10 protein-coding genes are annotated in these 13,833 nt (G+C 69.7%); 3 read left to right on the top strand and 7 right to left on the bottom strand.

Annotated features, from left to right (window positions below):
• Positions 1 to 57: 57 nt before the first annotated feature.
• A complete protein-coding gene (locus tag ACIGA3_RS04555; protein ID WP_399710446.1) occupies positions 58 to 1,284 on the bottom strand; it encodes a GlxA family transcriptional regulator in 1,227 nt (408 codons plus the stop codon).
• 969 nt (positions 1,285 to 2,253) lie between these two features.
• On the opposite strand from ACIGA3_RS04555, the gene ACIGA3_RS04550 reads away from it, so the two are divergent.
• On the top strand, positions 2,254 to 2,781 hold the full coding sequence (locus ACIGA3_RS04550; RefSeq protein ID WP_388993983.1) for a universal stress protein: 528 nt from the start codon (positions 2,254 to 2,256) through the stop codon (positions 2,779 to 2,781).
• Positions 2,782 to 3,082: 301 nt separating this feature from the next.
• On the opposite strand, the gene glmS is transcribed toward ACIGA3_RS04550, so the two are convergent.
• The gene (glmS, locus tag ACIGA3_RS04545; protein ID WP_399710444.1) at positions 3,083 to 4,900 is read right to left on the bottom strand and encodes a glutamine--fructose-6-phosphate transaminase (isomerizing); all 1,818 of its coding nucleotides are present in this window, start codon (positions 4,898 to 4,900) and stop codon (positions 3,083 to 3,085) included.
• Positions 4,901 to 4,925: 25 nt separating this feature from the next.
• The gene (locus tag ACIGA3_RS04540) at positions 4,926 to 5,183 is read right to left on the bottom strand and encodes a hypothetical protein (protein ID WP_030816599.1); all 258 of its coding nucleotides are present in this window, start codon (positions 5,181 to 5,183) and stop codon (positions 4,926 to 4,928) included.
• Positions 5,184 to 5,347: 164 nt separating this feature from the next.
• Here ACIGA3_RS04540 and ACIGA3_RS04535 point away from each other — a divergent pair, with 164 nt between their 5' ends.
• Together ACIGA3_RS04535 and ACIGA3_RS04530 are read left to right on the top strand one after the other, a co-directional pair.
• Positions 5,348 to 6,910, top strand: coding sequence for a purple acid phosphatase family protein (locus ACIGA3_RS04535; protein ID WP_399710801.1), 1,563 nt, complete (start codon positions 5,348 to 5,350; stop codon positions 6,908 to 6,910).
• A 104-nt stretch (positions 6,911 to 7,014) separates the two neighbouring features.
• Positions 7,015 to 8,646, top strand: coding sequence for a beta-N-acetylhexosaminidase (locus ACIGA3_RS04530; protein ID WP_399710442.1), 1,632 nt, complete (start codon positions 7,015 to 7,017; stop codon positions 8,644 to 8,646).
• Positions 8,647 to 8,717: 71 nt separating this feature from the next.
• Here ACIGA3_RS04530 and ACIGA3_RS04525 read toward each other — a convergent pair whose 3' ends face one another.
• From ACIGA3_RS04525 to desA, 4 genes are read right to left on the bottom strand one after another with little or no spacing between them, the layout of a single operon-like run.
• Positions 8,718 to 10,490: an IucA/IucC family protein gene (locus ACIGA3_RS04525; RefSeq protein ID WP_399710441.1), complete on the bottom strand. Its 1,773-nt coding sequence runs from the start codon at positions 10,488 to 10,490 to the stop codon at positions 8,718 to 8,720.
• Positions 10,487 to 11,017: a GNAT family N-acetyltransferase gene (locus tag ACIGA3_RS04520; protein ID WP_399710439.1), complete on the bottom strand. Its 531-nt coding sequence runs from the start codon at positions 11,015 to 11,017 to the stop codon at positions 10,487 to 10,489. Before ACIGA3_RS04520 ends, ACIGA3_RS04525 begins: the two co-directional genes overlap by 4 nt.
• Positions 11,014 to 12,288, bottom strand: a complete 1,275-nt coding sequence (locus ACIGA3_RS04515) for a lysine N(6)-hydroxylase/L-ornithine N(5)-oxygenase family protein (RefSeq protein WP_399710437.1) — start codon at positions 12,286 to 12,288, stop codon at positions 11,014 to 11,016. Before ACIGA3_RS04515 ends, ACIGA3_RS04520 begins: the two co-directional genes overlap by 4 nt.
• Entirely contained in the window at positions 12,272 to 13,714 is a 1,443-nt protein-coding gene (desA, locus tag ACIGA3_RS04510) for a lysine decarboxylase DesA (protein WP_399710435.1), read from the bottom strand. The genes ACIGA3_RS04515 and desA overlap by 17 nt, the downstream gene beginning before the upstream one ends.
• Between the last annotated feature and the right edge of the window lie 119 nt (positions 13,715 to 13,833).

The raw sequence follows: 13,833 nt of genomic DNA, 5'->3' as shown, positions 1-13,833 counted from the left end.
CGGAGAAGGGGGCGGGAGAGGCCGAGCCTCCTCCCACCCCCCTCACGCCGGTGATCCTCAGCCGCTTCCGCGCGGCCCCGGCAGCAGACTCACCGCGCCCGCCGTGTGGCGACGGCTCTGGAGCGGAACCCCGCCGTCCCGGTCCGGGTGCAGGACCGAGGGGACAGGGGCCACCGGGCCGTGACCGGGCAGGCCGGACGCGGCCGGGCCCTGGGGCCCGCCGTGCTGCGCGAACTGCTGCTCCTGCTCGACCGGCCGCTCACCCTGCGGCCTGCGGGCCCGGTAGGCGGCCCGGTAGGTCGCCGGGGACGAGCCCAGCTGGCGGCGGAAGTGCCCGCGCAGCGCGACCGGGGAGCGGAAGCCGCAGCGGCCCGCGACCTCGTCCACGGAGTAGTCGGAGGTCTCCAGCAGCCGCTGCGCCTGGAGCACCCGCTGGGTGATCAGCCACTGCAGCGGCGCGCTGCCGGTGAGCGAACGGAACCTGCGGTCGAACGTACGGCGGCTCATGTAGGCGCGTGCCGCCAGCGTCTCCACGTCGAACTGCTCGTGGAGGTGTTCCAGCGCCCAGGCGACGACCTCGGCCAGCGGGTCGGCGCCGATCTCCTCGGGTAAAGACCGGTCGAGGTAGCGCTCCTGACCGCCGCTGCGGCGGGGCGGCACCACCAGGCGGCGGGCCAGCGCACCGGCCGCCTCGTTGCCGTGGTCCGTCCGCACGATGTGCAGACACAGGTCGATCCCGGCGGCCGTACCGGCCGAGGTGAGCACATCGCCGTCGTCGACGAACAGCTCACGCGGATCGACGTGCACCGACGGATAGCGCTTGGCCAGCGTCGGCGCGTACATCCAGTGGGTGGTGGCCGGGCGGCCGTCCAGCAGGCCGGCCGCGGCCAGGACGAACGCCCCGGTGCACAGGCCGACGATGCGGGCCCCCTCCTCGTGCGCCCGGCGCAGCGCGTCGAGCGCCTCCTCCGGTGGCGGCGAGGTGATCGAGCGCCAGGCCGGTACGACGACCGTGCCCGCGCGGGAGATCGCCTCCAGGCCATGCGGCGCGGTGAGTTCCAGGCCCCCCGTGGTCCGCAGCGGGCCGTCCTCGCCGGCACACACCAGCAGTCGGTAGCGCGGCACTCCGGCGTCCTGGCGGTCAATCCCGAACACCGAAAGCGGTATGGAACTCTCGAAGATGGGGCCGCCGCTGAACAGCAGCACCGCGACGATCTCCTTGCGGCGTCGCCCGGCGAGTTTCCGGACAGTGGCTTCCGGCGCGGCGGTGGAGTCGTGGCTCATACTGCTAAGCCCCCCTCGGTGGTCGCGGCTCCCTTTACGCTTCGGGTCTGTCGCTCCTGCACGTTTCCCCTCGGTCCTGCACGAGTCCCCCGCCGTAAGACATCAAGATCGAAATCTACTGGCTCCCGCGGTCTGCCGGTGGCCAGTTCCACACGCGGTGCATTGTCGACATGACAACTTGGCGTGAAGCATTCGATCACGAAGGGTTGCACTCGTGGGGCGTGCAGGGAAGTACGCCTCCACGGGGTGGCCAAACCGCATAGGGTGCGACGGGTCGGACGACCCCTGTTTGTGCAGGTGGAACGGGGGTTGAGGGGTGGTTGGGACCCCTCCGGAGCGATATTCAGAACTTGGCTGAAAACCAGCGTTCGAGGGTGTGGAAACCGGTCAGTCGACCGGTGTACTGGCTCTCGTGTGATCTGCGACTCCCCGCGCGGTCTCCCGCAGTGAGCGATCCAGCAGCAACCGGCAGGCACCGGTGACGCCGGCCAGTCCCAGCCCCGCCCCCACGGCGGCCATCGGCGCCGTTCCGCACCACAACAGAACCACCGGCACCAGTACGCAGCTGAAGACCGCCCAGCGGATCACCTCACGCGCGGTGTCCGTGCCTGGGCGCGGGCCGGGCGCGGAGCGCGGTGCGGGGCGGGGTGCGGGCATCTGCGGGCTCCCTGGGGGCGGCGGTTCAGGGGGTTCAACGCGCGGACGGCCGGACGGTCACCCCTCGATGGGCGGCTCCCGGCAAACCGCCTGTACGGGGCAGCGACCATTGCGTAAGGGGCGCCGCTCGTGCATGCTCCGGGGAACCCCTCGGGACGTCCCGGAGGGCCGTTCACGGAGCGTGTGCGCGAACTGCGACTGGGAGGCGTGCCGCCGTACCCTTGGGGGTATGGGGATGGGAAGACGTTTCCCGGACACAGCTCCGCCGCACGATGTCCCCCTCCATACAAGGATCACGACGCCGAGACAGCCATGGCCGGTCACGAATTCTTCGAACCCGCGGACCGCAAGCGGCCGGTAGCCGAACCCACGGCGGCCGAGCCCCTGGCGGCGGAAGAGTCACGCCCATCCTGCGATCCCGCCTTCCGGCACGGAGTGGTCGTCGGCTTCGACGGCTCCACCTCCAGCGAGCGCGCCCTCGCGTACGCCGTCGGCATGGCCCACCGCTCCGGCTCGGGCCTGATCATCGTCCATGTGGCCAACCGGCTGCCCACCACGGTCTGGGCCGGCTGCGAGCCGCCCGTCTTCGTGGACGTCCCGGACCACCGCACCGAGGTGCTCGGTCTGGAGCTGGCCTGCGCCGACCACTTGAGTGAGGTGCCGTGGATTCTGGTGGAGCGCGGCGGCGACATCTGCCATGAACTGGAGGAGGTCGGGCGGGAGTACGAGGCGGACGCGATCGTCGTCGGCTCCACGCACGGCATCGCCGGGCGGATCTTCGGCTCCGTCGCCGGACGACTCACCAAGCGCGCCCGGCGGCCCGTGATCGTGATCCCCTGACGCCTCAACTTCCTCTGTTTTCGCCCCACTTCGCGCTCCGTGAAGCTACTCGCGCGTAGAGGTGTCCCTCATCCCCGTGCCGGGCATACAACGGCCGACGCCGCAGGCAAAGTCGTGCTGTCGGCCGGGGGGTGACGGCCACCGGCCGAGGACAGTGGCACGGACAGCGGCACGGAAACGGACCCCCACGACGGCTCGCGCAGGGGTCCGTTTCTTGCGCCTAAACCGGCGCCGCTCTCGCGGACGTGGTTGCGCGCCGCGGGGGTCCGTCAATCATCGCTTCCGCCGTGGCGGGGATGTCCTACTCGACGGTCACAGACTTGGCCAGGTTGCGCGGCTTGTCGATGTCGCGGCCCAGGACCTTCGCCGCGTGGTAGGCGAGGAGCTGGAGCGGGATGCCCATGAGGATCGGGTCCAGCTCGTCCTCGTTCTTCGGGACGACGATCGTCTGGTCGGCCTTCTCCTGCTCGCGGTGGGCCACGGCGAGGATCTTGCCGCTGCGGGCCTTGATCTCCTCCAGCGCGGCGCGGTTCTTCTCCAGCAGGTCGTCGTCCGGGACGATGGCGACCGTCGGCAGGGCCGGCTCGATCAGGGCCAGCGGGCCGTGCTTCAGCTCGGAGGCGGGGTACGCCTCGGCGTGGATGTAGGTGATCTCCTTGAGCTTCAGGGAAGCCTCGCGGGCGACCGGGTAGCCCCGGACGCGGCCGATGAAGAGCATCGAGCGGCTGTCCGCGTACTCCTCGGCCAGCTCGCGGACCTGCTCCTCCTGCTTGAGGATCTCGGAGATCTGGCCGGGCAGCTTGCGCAGGCCCTCGATGATCCGCTTGCCGTCACGCACGGACAGGTCACGGGTGCGGCCCAGGTGCAGGGCGAGCAGCGCGAAGGCGACCGTGGTGTTGGTGAAGCACTTGGTGGAGACCACGCACACCTCGGGGCCGGCGTGCACGTAGATGCCGCCGTCGGCCTCGCGGGCGATGGCCGAGCCGACCACGTTGACCACACCGAGGACGCGGGCGCCCTTGCGCTTCAGCTCCTGCACGGCGGCCAGCACGTCGTACGTCTCACCGGACTGGGAGACCGCGATGTACAGGGTGTCGGGGTCGACGACCGCGTTGCGGTAGCGGAACTCGGACGCCGGCTCGGCGTCGGCGGGGATACGGGCCAGCTCCTCGATCATCTGGGCGCCGATCATGCCCGCGTGGTACGAGGTGCCGCAGCCGAGGATCTTCACGCGGCGGATGCGGCGCGCCTCGCGGGCGTCCAGGTTGAGACCGCCCAGGTGCACGGTGGAGAAGCGGTCGTCGATGCGGCCGCGCAGCACGCGGTCCACGGCGTCGGCCTGCTCGTGGATCTCCTTGTGCATGTAGGTGTCGTGGCCGCCCATGTCGTAGGAGGCGGCCTCCCACTCCACGGTGGTGGGCTCGGCGCTGGTGCGGGTGCCCTCGGTGGTGTAGGTGCGGAAGTCGTCGGCCTTGAGGGTCGCCATCTCGCCGTCGTCCAGGGTGACGATCTGGCGGGTGTGGGTGACCAGGGCGGCGATGTCCGAGGCGACGAACATCTCCTTCTCGCCGATGCCGAGGACGACCGGGGAGCCGTTGCGGGCCACCACGATGCGGTCGGGGAAGTCGGCGTGCATCACGGCGATGCCGTAGGTGCCCTCGACCGCGCGCAGCGCCTCGCGGACCTTGTCCTCCAGCTTCTCGGCCTCGGAGCGGGCGACCAGGTGGACGAGGACCTCGGTGTCGGTCTCCGAGAGGAACTCGACACCGTCCGCCTCCAGCTTGCGGCGCAGGTCGGAGGCGTTGTCGATGATGCCGTTGTGGACGACGGCGACCTTGTCGTCGGCCGACATGTGCGGGTGGGCGTTCACATCGGAGGGGGCGCCGTGGGTGGCCCAGCGGGTGTGGGCGATGCCGGTGGTGCCCTTGAAGCGCGCGGGGACCTTGGCCTCCAGGTCACGCACCCGGCCCTTGGCCTTGACCATCTTCAGGCCGGCCGACTTGGGCGAGGAGACGACGATGCCCGCCGAGTCGTAACCCCGGTACTCCAGGCGCTGGAGACCCTCCAGCAGCAGGGGGGCGACATCCCGCTTACCGATGTATCCGACAATTCCGCACATGTGTTAGCTCCCTCACCCTGGCTTCTCAGCCGTAGACCATGCGGCGCAGCTGCCTGAGCGTCAGCTCCGGCGGCGCCACCGCGCGGTATTTCAGGTCCGCATCGATCCGTTCGAAGATCGCCGCGTTCTGCAGGCCCTGGGCCTGCAGTTCTCGGTGTCGACGACGGACGTAGTCCTGGGTCGTCTCGTCGAAGAAGGCGAGCACGTCCTGTATCACTCGCAGCGCCTCGCCCCGGCTGAGCGGGGTGGAGCGCGTCAAATGATCGACAAGTTCCTCGTGCACCCGGTAGATCTTCGGGTACGAACGCCGGTTTCGCAAGAATCGTGCCCGATTCCGGGCAAGCGCCTGTTGGTCTGCTCATGGGGCGCTGTTCGCCCGGTGTCCACTTGCCGTCCCGGACCGCGTTGCCGCCGGCCACGAGTTTGCTGGTCATGGACATTCCTCGTATGGGCGTACCCGAGAAGCTGGCCGAGCGGATGAGCATGGCCGAGCGGCACGAGTACCTGCGGAGCAGATTCTCCCGGCGCACCCTGATCAGGGGCGGCGCCGTCACCCTCGGCACCGTCGCGGGCGGCGCCTTCGTACCCGGCGCCGCCACCCCGGCCGCCGCCGCGACCCCGGCTCCCCGGCCTGCCGAACCGGTCGACGGCGCCCTGGCCGCCCCCTTCGGCCGCCACCTGGCCTGGGGCAACGACCCGCGCACCGAGATCACCGTCTCCTGGCAGGTGCCGGTCGCGGTGAAGCGGCCCTTCATCCGGATCGGCGCCCACCCCTGGGACCTCTCCCGCAAGATCGACGCCGAGGTCCGGGCGCTGTACACCCCGGCCGGGGTCGGCGCGAGCGGCGACCACACCCAGTACTACGTGCACGCCAGGCTGAGCCGGCTGCGACCCGGCCAGACCTACTACTACGGCGTCGGCCACCACGGCTTCGACCCCGCCGAGCCCCACCTGCTCGGCACCCTCGGCACCTTCACCACCGCCCCCGCCCACAAGGCGCCCTTCACCTTCACCGCCTTCGGCGACGAGGGCGTCGGCTACCACGGCCTCGCCAACAACGCCCTGATCCTCGGCCAGAACCCCGCCTTCCACCTGCACGCGGGCGACATCGCCTACGGCGACCCCGCCGGCGCCGGCAAGAAGACCGACACCGGCTTCGACTCGCGCACCTGGGACCAGTTCCTGCACCAGACCGAGTCCGTCGCCAAGCAGATCCCCTGGATGCCCGCCTACGGCAACCACGACATGGAAGCCTGGTACTCGCCCAACGGCTACGGCGGCGAGGAAGCTCGCTGGTCCCTCCCGGACAACGGCCCCGACGCGGCGAACCTGCCCGGCGTCTACTCCTTCGTCTACGGCAACACCGCCGTGATCTCGCTCGACGCCAACGACATCTCCTACGAGATCCCGGCCAACCTCGGCATCTCCGGCGGCACCCAGACCGCCTGGCTGGAGGCCCAGCTCAAGAAGTACCGGGCCGCGCGGGACGTCGACTTCGTCGTGGTCTTCTTCCACCACTGCGCCTACTGCACCTCCACCGCCCACGCCTCCGAGGGCGGGGTGCGCCAGGAGTGGGTGCCGCTGTTCGAGAAGTACACCGTGGACCTGGTCATCAACGGCCACAACCACCAGTACGAGCGCACCGACGTGATCAAGGGGGACGCGGTCGTCAAGAAGCTCCCCGTCGGCGGCACCGCCTACCCCGAGACCGAGGGCGTCGTCTACGTCACCGCGGGCGCGGCCGGCCGCAGCCTGTACGCCTTCACCGCCCCCGACACCTACGAGGGGCACGAGAACGAGGTCGAGTCCGTCGCCTCCTTCGTCAACCTCAAGGACGGCAAGCGGCCCGAGACCGTCACCTGGTCCCGCGTGCGCTACCTCGACTACTCCTTCCTGCGCGTGGACGTGAACCCCGCGCCCCGGGGCCGGCACACCACGCTGACCGTGTCCGGCATCGCCGAGACCGGTGAGCGCATCGACCACTTCACCGTGGCCCGCCGCGCCAAATAGCCGAGCGGGCGGTCCTCCCAGCGACCGAGGGCCGCCCGCACGGGCGGGATCGATTCACCGGATCTGCGGGACAGTTGTCCCGACCACATCCGAAGGGAGCGCATGTGACACGGCACCACGGCACCACTCCCCGAACGACCCGAACGACCCGAACGACCCGAACGACACGAATCCTCGGATCACTGCTGCTTGTCGCGGCGGCCGGTGTCTTCACCTTCGCCGCGAACCCCGCCGCGCAGGCGGCCGCCCCGCCCGCGCTGGACCGGGTGGTCCCGGCACCCGCCTCGGTCGAGCCGGGCGGAACCCCGTACCGCATCACCCGCGCGACCGGCGTCCGGGTGGACGGCTCCGCCGAGGTCCGCCGGATCGGCGCCTACCTCACCGGCATCCTGCGGCCCTCCACCGGCTATCCGCTGCCCCTCACCGACCACGGCGGCGGCGGAGGCATCCGACTCCACCTCCAGAAGGGCGACTTCGGCGCCGAGGGGTACCGGCTGCACAGCGGAGCCGGTGGCGTCACCATCACCGCCGCCGCCCCCGCCGGCCTCTTCCACGGCGTGCAGACCCTGCGTCAGCTGCTGCCGGCGGCCGTCGAGAAGAAGACCGTCCAGCCCGGCCCCTGGCGGATCGCCGGCGGTACCCTCGAGGACCGCCCGCGCTACGCCTACCGGGGCGCCATGCTGGACGTCTCCCGGCACTTCCTCACCGTCGCCCAGGTCAAGCGCTACATCGACCAGCTGGCCCTCTACAAGATCAATGAGCTGCATCTGCACCTCAGCGACGACCAGGGCTGGCGCATCGCCGTCGACTCCTGGCCGCGCCTGGCCCGGTACGGCGGCTCCACCGAGGTCGGCGGCGGCGAGGGCGGCCACTACAGCAAGGCCGACTACCGGGAGATCGTCCGGTACGCGGCCGGCCGCTATCTCGAGGTCGTCCCCGAGATCGACATGCCCGGCCACACCAACGCCGCCCTGGCCTCCTACGCCGAGCTGAACTGCGACGGCGTGGCGCCCCCGCTCTACACCGGCACCCAGGTCGGCTTCAGCTCGCTGTGCGTGTCCAAGCAGGTCACCTACGACTTCGTGGACGACGTGATCCGCGAGCTGGCCGCGCTCACCCCAGGCCGCTATCTGCACATCGGCGGTGACGAGGCGCACTCCACCAGCCACGCGGACTACGTGACGTTCATGGACCGTGTGCAGCCGGTCGTCGCCAAGTACGGCAAGACGGCCATCGGGTGGCACCAGCTCACCGGCGCCCATCCGGTCAAGGGCGCCCTCGCCCAGTACTGGGGCCTGGACCGCACCAGCGCGGCGGAGAAGGCGCAGGTCGCCGAGGCCGCGCGGAACGGCACCGGGCTGATCCTGTCCCCGGCCGACCGGGTCTACCTCGACATGAAGTACACCAAGGACACCCCGCTCGGCCTGGACTGGGCGGGTCTGGTGGAGGTGCGGCGGTCCTACGACTGGGACCCGGGCGCCTATCTCGACTCAGTGCCCGCCTCGGCGATCAGGGGTGTCGAGGCTCCCCTGTGGTCGGAGACGCTGAAGAAATCCGCCGACATCGAGTACATGGCGTTCCCGCGGCTGCCGGGCGCGGCGGAGCTGGGCTGGTCACCGGCCGCCACCCACGACTGGGACGCCTTCCGGGTGCGGCTGGCGGCGCAGGCCCCGCGCTGGGACGCCCTCGGCATCAACTATTACCGCTCGCCGCAGGTCCCCTGGCCGGCGGACTGACGGGCCGGAGAAAGGGGTACGAGCACCCCGGAGGACCGTCTCCGGGGTGCCCGTGGTCTTGGTACGGCTCCTCAGCGCCCGGCGAGCGGGTTGTCCAGGGTGCCGATGAGCTGGAGCGCGCCGGACGGGTCGGCGAGGTCCACCATCTGCTTGTTGTTCCGGAGCTGGAGCCGGTTCAGGCAGGACAGCGCGAACTCCGGCGCGAACATGTCGTACCGCTCGAACTTCTCCGCCAGGTGTGGGTTCGCCTCCTGGTACTCGCGGGTGATCTCCGCGACCGTGTCCCAGAACTCGTCCTCGGTGAGCACGCCGTCGGCGGCCAGGTCGGCGGCGAGGAAGCGGAAGAAGCAGTCGAAGACGTCCGTGAAGATCGACAGCAGCTTCTTGTCCTCGGGCACCTCCACGCGGATGCGCCGGACCTCCGGCGGCAGGGCCGCGTCCGGGTCCATGACGGCGATCTCCTCGGCGATGTCCTTGTACACCGCGCGCCGGACCGCGCCGTCCTCCAGCACCAGGATGACGTTCTCGCCGTGCGGCATGAACACCAGGTCGTAGGCGTAGAAGCTGTGCAGCAGCGGCACGTAGTAGGCCCGCAGGTAGTCGCGCAGCCAGTCGGTGGGTGCCTGGCCGGAGCGCTCGATCAGCGCGCCCGCGAAGGAGGCGCCGTCGTGGTCGACGTGCAGCAGGGAGGCCATCGTCGCCAGCGACTCGCCCTCGGCGAGGCGGGACACCGGGGACTCCCGCCACAGGGCGGCCAGCATCTTGCGGTAGGGGGAGTAGCGGTCGGTGGCGCGCTCGTACTCCAGGTGCCGGTAGCCGACGGCCGCCTGTTCGCGGATGATCGTGAGGCCGGTCGCGGTGAGCACCGGGTCGTTCTCGATCAGCCGGGCCAGCCAGTCGTTGATCGCCGGGGTCGCCTCCATGTACGCGGCCGAAAGACCGCGCATGAAGCCCATGTTGAGCACGGACAGCGCCGTCTTCACATAGTTCTTCTCGGGGTGCGTCCGGTTGAAGAACGTCCGGATGGACTGCTGGGCCAGGTACTCGTCGTCACCCTCGCCCAGGCACACCAGATTGCGGCGGGCCACCTCGGCGGCGAAGGTCACGCTCAGCTTGTTCCACCACTGCCAGGGGTGGACCGGGATCAGCAGGTAGTCGTCCGCGTCGAGCCCCTGCTCGGTGAGCACGCCCCGGAACCGCTCCAGGGTGGCCCCGCCCAGCTCCCGCCGGAAGAACTCCTCGTACTCGACGCCCGCCCCGGCGGTGAACGCGGCGCGCGAGCGGTGCGCGGCCAGCCAGACCAGTTTCACCGGGCTCGCCGTCTCCGGCGCGTACGCCAGGTACTCCTGGACGCCGAAGCCGAGCCGGCCGTTGTTGGCCACGAAGCAGGGGTGGCCCTCGGTCATCCCGGTCTCGATGTCCTGGAACGAGGCCCCGGCCAGTTCCTTCGCGCTCACGCGCGGTTTGGTCAGCTTGTAGCAGGTGCCGGACAGGGTGGAGGAGATCTCCTCCAGGTAGACCGGCAGGATCTCCTCGCTCAGCCCCAGGGTCTCCTTCAGATCGATGAAGAAGTCCAGTGCGGCCAGCGGGAGTTCGGCGCCCTCGCGGTGCCGGGTGATGGAGTCGGCGTCCACCTGCCAGTGGTCCAGGCCCCGGCGCACGGCGGAGAAGCGGTACGCGGTGAGCTTGTCGTCGCCGCGGACGACGTACCCCTCCTCACCGTCCGGCTCGGGCGTGAGCAGGCGCTCGTGCGCGAACTCGGCGAGGGCCTTGCGGATGAGCAGGCGGTTGGCCTTCTCCCAGCGCTCGGGGGAGAGGTGGGCCACGGAGTCGGCGAGCGTCATGCCGCCACCCCCGTCGCCGCCTCGAACTTCTCCCGCGTGCAGAAACTCAGCAGGGCGCGCTTCTCCGGCTTCTCTATCTCGCCCTCGGGCACGAACCCGACGGCCTCGTTCAGCGCGTGCACGGCCGTGTTGCGCACATCGGGCTCCACGACGACCCGCAGGGTGCGCGGGTCCGTGAACAGGTGCGCCATCACGGCGGTGATGACCCGCCGGGTGAACCCGTGCACGGGCCTGTCGGTGGGCGCGACGAGGAAGTGCATGCCGACATCACCGGGCTGCGCCTCGTACAGCCCGGCCAGCTCGCGGTGCGCGGGGTCGTACGTCTCCATCAGGAAGACCGGCACCCCGTCGTCCAGACCGAGGAAGGCGTGGTGGTGCTCGTCGGCCGCGATCTCCATGTAGGCACGCTCGACGTCCACCAGCCGGGCGTCCTGCATCATCCAGAACGCGGCCTTCGGATCAGTCACCCAGCCATGCACCAGGCTCGCGTCCTTCAGGGGGTCGAGCGGGCGGATCGTGAAGGTCATATCGCGAACTCCTGGAAAGCGATGGTCTTTTCGACCGGGTAGTACTCCGAGCCGAGCAGCTCGCGGATGATGTAGGCGTTCCGGTAGGCACCCATGCCCAGGTCGGGGCTGGTGATGCTGTGGGTGTGGACGCCGGCGTTCTGGAGGAAGACACCCCGGCCGGTGACGTCGATGGCGTAGTTGCGGGCCAGGTCGAAGTTGCCGTGGGTGTCGTAGCGCAGGCGGTCGCGGACCGGCTTCAGGAACTCCGGCTCGCGGTACTGGTATCCGGTGGCCAGCACCAGGCCCTCGCTGTCCAGCTCGTAGTCCTTGTCCTGCTCCTCCTGGCGGAGGGAGAGGGTGTAGGTGCCGTGGTCGTAAGAGGCGCTGTTCAGCGAGGAGTTGGTGAGCAGGCGGGTCTGGATCGGGCCGCCGAGGTTCTTCTGGTAGAGCAGGTCGAAGATCTCGTTGATCAGCTCGCCGTCGATGCCCTTGAACAGGCCCTTCTGCTGGGCGGTGATCCGGTAGCGGGTGTCCTCGGGGAGCGCGTGGAAGTAGTCGATGTACTCCGGGGAGGTCATCTCCAGCGTGAGCTTGGTGTATTCGAGCGGGAAGAAGCGCGGCGAGCGGGTGACCCAGTTCAGCTGGTAGCCGTGGACGTCGATCTCACTGAGCAGGTCGTAGTAGATCTCCGCCGCCGACTGCCCGCTGCCGACCAGGGTGATGGAGCGCTTCTTCTGCAGCTCCGCCTTGTTCGCCAGGTAGCGGGAGTTGTGGATGAAGTCGCCGCCCAGGCCCTCGCAGGCTTCCGGGATGTACGGCGGGGTGCCGGTGCCGAGGACCAGGTGCTTGGCGCGGTAGGTGTCACCGGCGTCGGTGTGCACCGCGTACAGCCCGTCCTCGAAGGTGACTTCGGTGACCGTGGTGCTGAAGCGGACGCTGGTCAGCTTGTTCGCGGCCCAGCGGCAGTAGTCGTCGTACTCGACCCGCAGCGGGTAGAAGTTCTCGCGGATGTAGAACGAGTACAGCCGGCCTTTCTCCTTCAGATAGTTGAGGAAGGAGTACGGCGAGGTCGGGTCGGCCAGGGTGACCAGGTCCGACATGAACGGTGTCTGGAGGTGGGCGCCGTCCAGGAACATCCCGGCGTGCCACTCGAAGTCGGGCTTGGAGTCGAGGAAGACGCCGTTCAGCTCTTCGACGGGCTCGGTGAGGCAGGCCAGGCCGAGGTTGAAGGGGCCGAGGCCGATCCCCACGAAGTCGAGGACGGGGCTGGCTTCAGGAAGCGCGGTCAAGGGACTCTCCCAGGTACTGCTCGGCGTGGCCGGCGATCAGATCGAGGACGGCGGCGATGTCGGCCGCGGTGGTCTCGGGGTTGAGCAGGGTGAACTTCAGGTAGTGGCGGCCGCCGACCTTGGTGCCCGCGACCACGGCGTCACCGGAGGCGAACAGGGCCTTGCGGGCGTACAGGTTGGCGCGGTCGATCTCGGCCGGGTCGGTGACGTTCGCCGGGATGTAGCGGAAGACCAGGGTGGACAGCGAGGGCGCCACGACCACGTCGTAGCGTGGGTCGGCGGCGAGCAACCGCCAGCCCTCCTGGGCCAGTTCACAGACCTCATCGAAGAGTTCGCCGATGCCGTCGGCGCCCATCACGCGCAGCGTCATCCACAGCTTGAGCGCGTCGAAGCGGCGGGTGGTCTGGAGGGACTTGTCGACCTGGTTGGGGATGCGCTCCTGCACCATGCGGCGGGGGTTCAGGTAGTCCGCGTGGTAGGTGGCGTGCCGCAGGGTGGCCGCGTCCCGGACCAGCACGGCGGAGGAACTCACCGGCTGGAAGAAGGACTTGTGGTAGTCGACGGTGACCGAGTCGGCGCGCTCGATGCCGTCGATGCGGTCGCGGTGCTTTAGCGAGGTGAGCAGTCCGCAGCCGTAGGCGGCGTCCACGTGCATCCACACCTCGAACCGCGCGCAGAGTTCCGCGATTTCGGGGAGCGGGTCGATGGAGCCGAAGTCGGTGGTGCCCGCGGTGGCGACGACGGCCATCGGGACCAGGCCGTCCTGGACGCAGCGCTCCAGCTCGTGGGCGAGCGCGAGGGTGTGCATCCGCTTGTCGTGGTCGACCGGGATGACGACGACCGCGTCCGGGCCGAGGCCGAGGAGTTTGGCGGACTTCTTCACGCTGAAGTGGCTGACCTCGGAGGTGAAGATGCGCAGCCGGCCGTAGGACTCGGCCTTGGCCTCCTCGCGGGCCAGCAGCAGGGCCTGGAGGTTGGACTGGGTGCCGCCGGAGGTGAACACGCCGTCGGCGGCGGGTCCGAGGCCGATGCGGGCGTTGGTCCAGTCGATCAGTTTCCGCTCGATGAGCGTGCCCCCGGCCGACTGGTCCCAGGTGTCCAGGGAGGAGTTGACCGCGGAGAGCACGGCCTCGGCGACCACGGCCGGGATGACGACCGGGCAGTTGAGGTGGGCGAGGTAGCGGGGGTGGTGGAAGTAGACGGCGTCGCGGAGGTAGAGCTCCTCCAGCTCGTCCAGCGCGCTGGCGGTGTCGCCGAGCGGCTGGTCGAGGTCGACGGAGTCGACGCGGGGAGCGAGGTCGTCGACGGTGACGCCGGTGAACGGACTTGCGGCGGTGGCGAGTTTGGCCGCCACCCGCTCTACTCCTTCGGTCACGGAGCGGCGGTACGTCTCCGCGGTGAGGCCATTGAGCAGGTGCGAGCGCATGAGGGGGTCCTCCGAGGGAAACACGAGGGGGAGTGAAGTTCCGCGGCTTCAACTTAGGTAAGCCTAACCTAAGTGGGAATCCTTTGATCACGCCTCTCCCGTGACGGCCGTCACTCTGG

This window comes from Streptomyces sp. NPDC085596 (assembly GCF_044541565.1).
In the GTDB taxonomy this organism is placed as follows: Bacteria; Actinomycetota; Actinomycetes; order Streptomycetales; family Streptomycetaceae; genus Streptomyces.
This window is presented reverse-complemented; position numbering and strand designations above follow the sequence as displayed.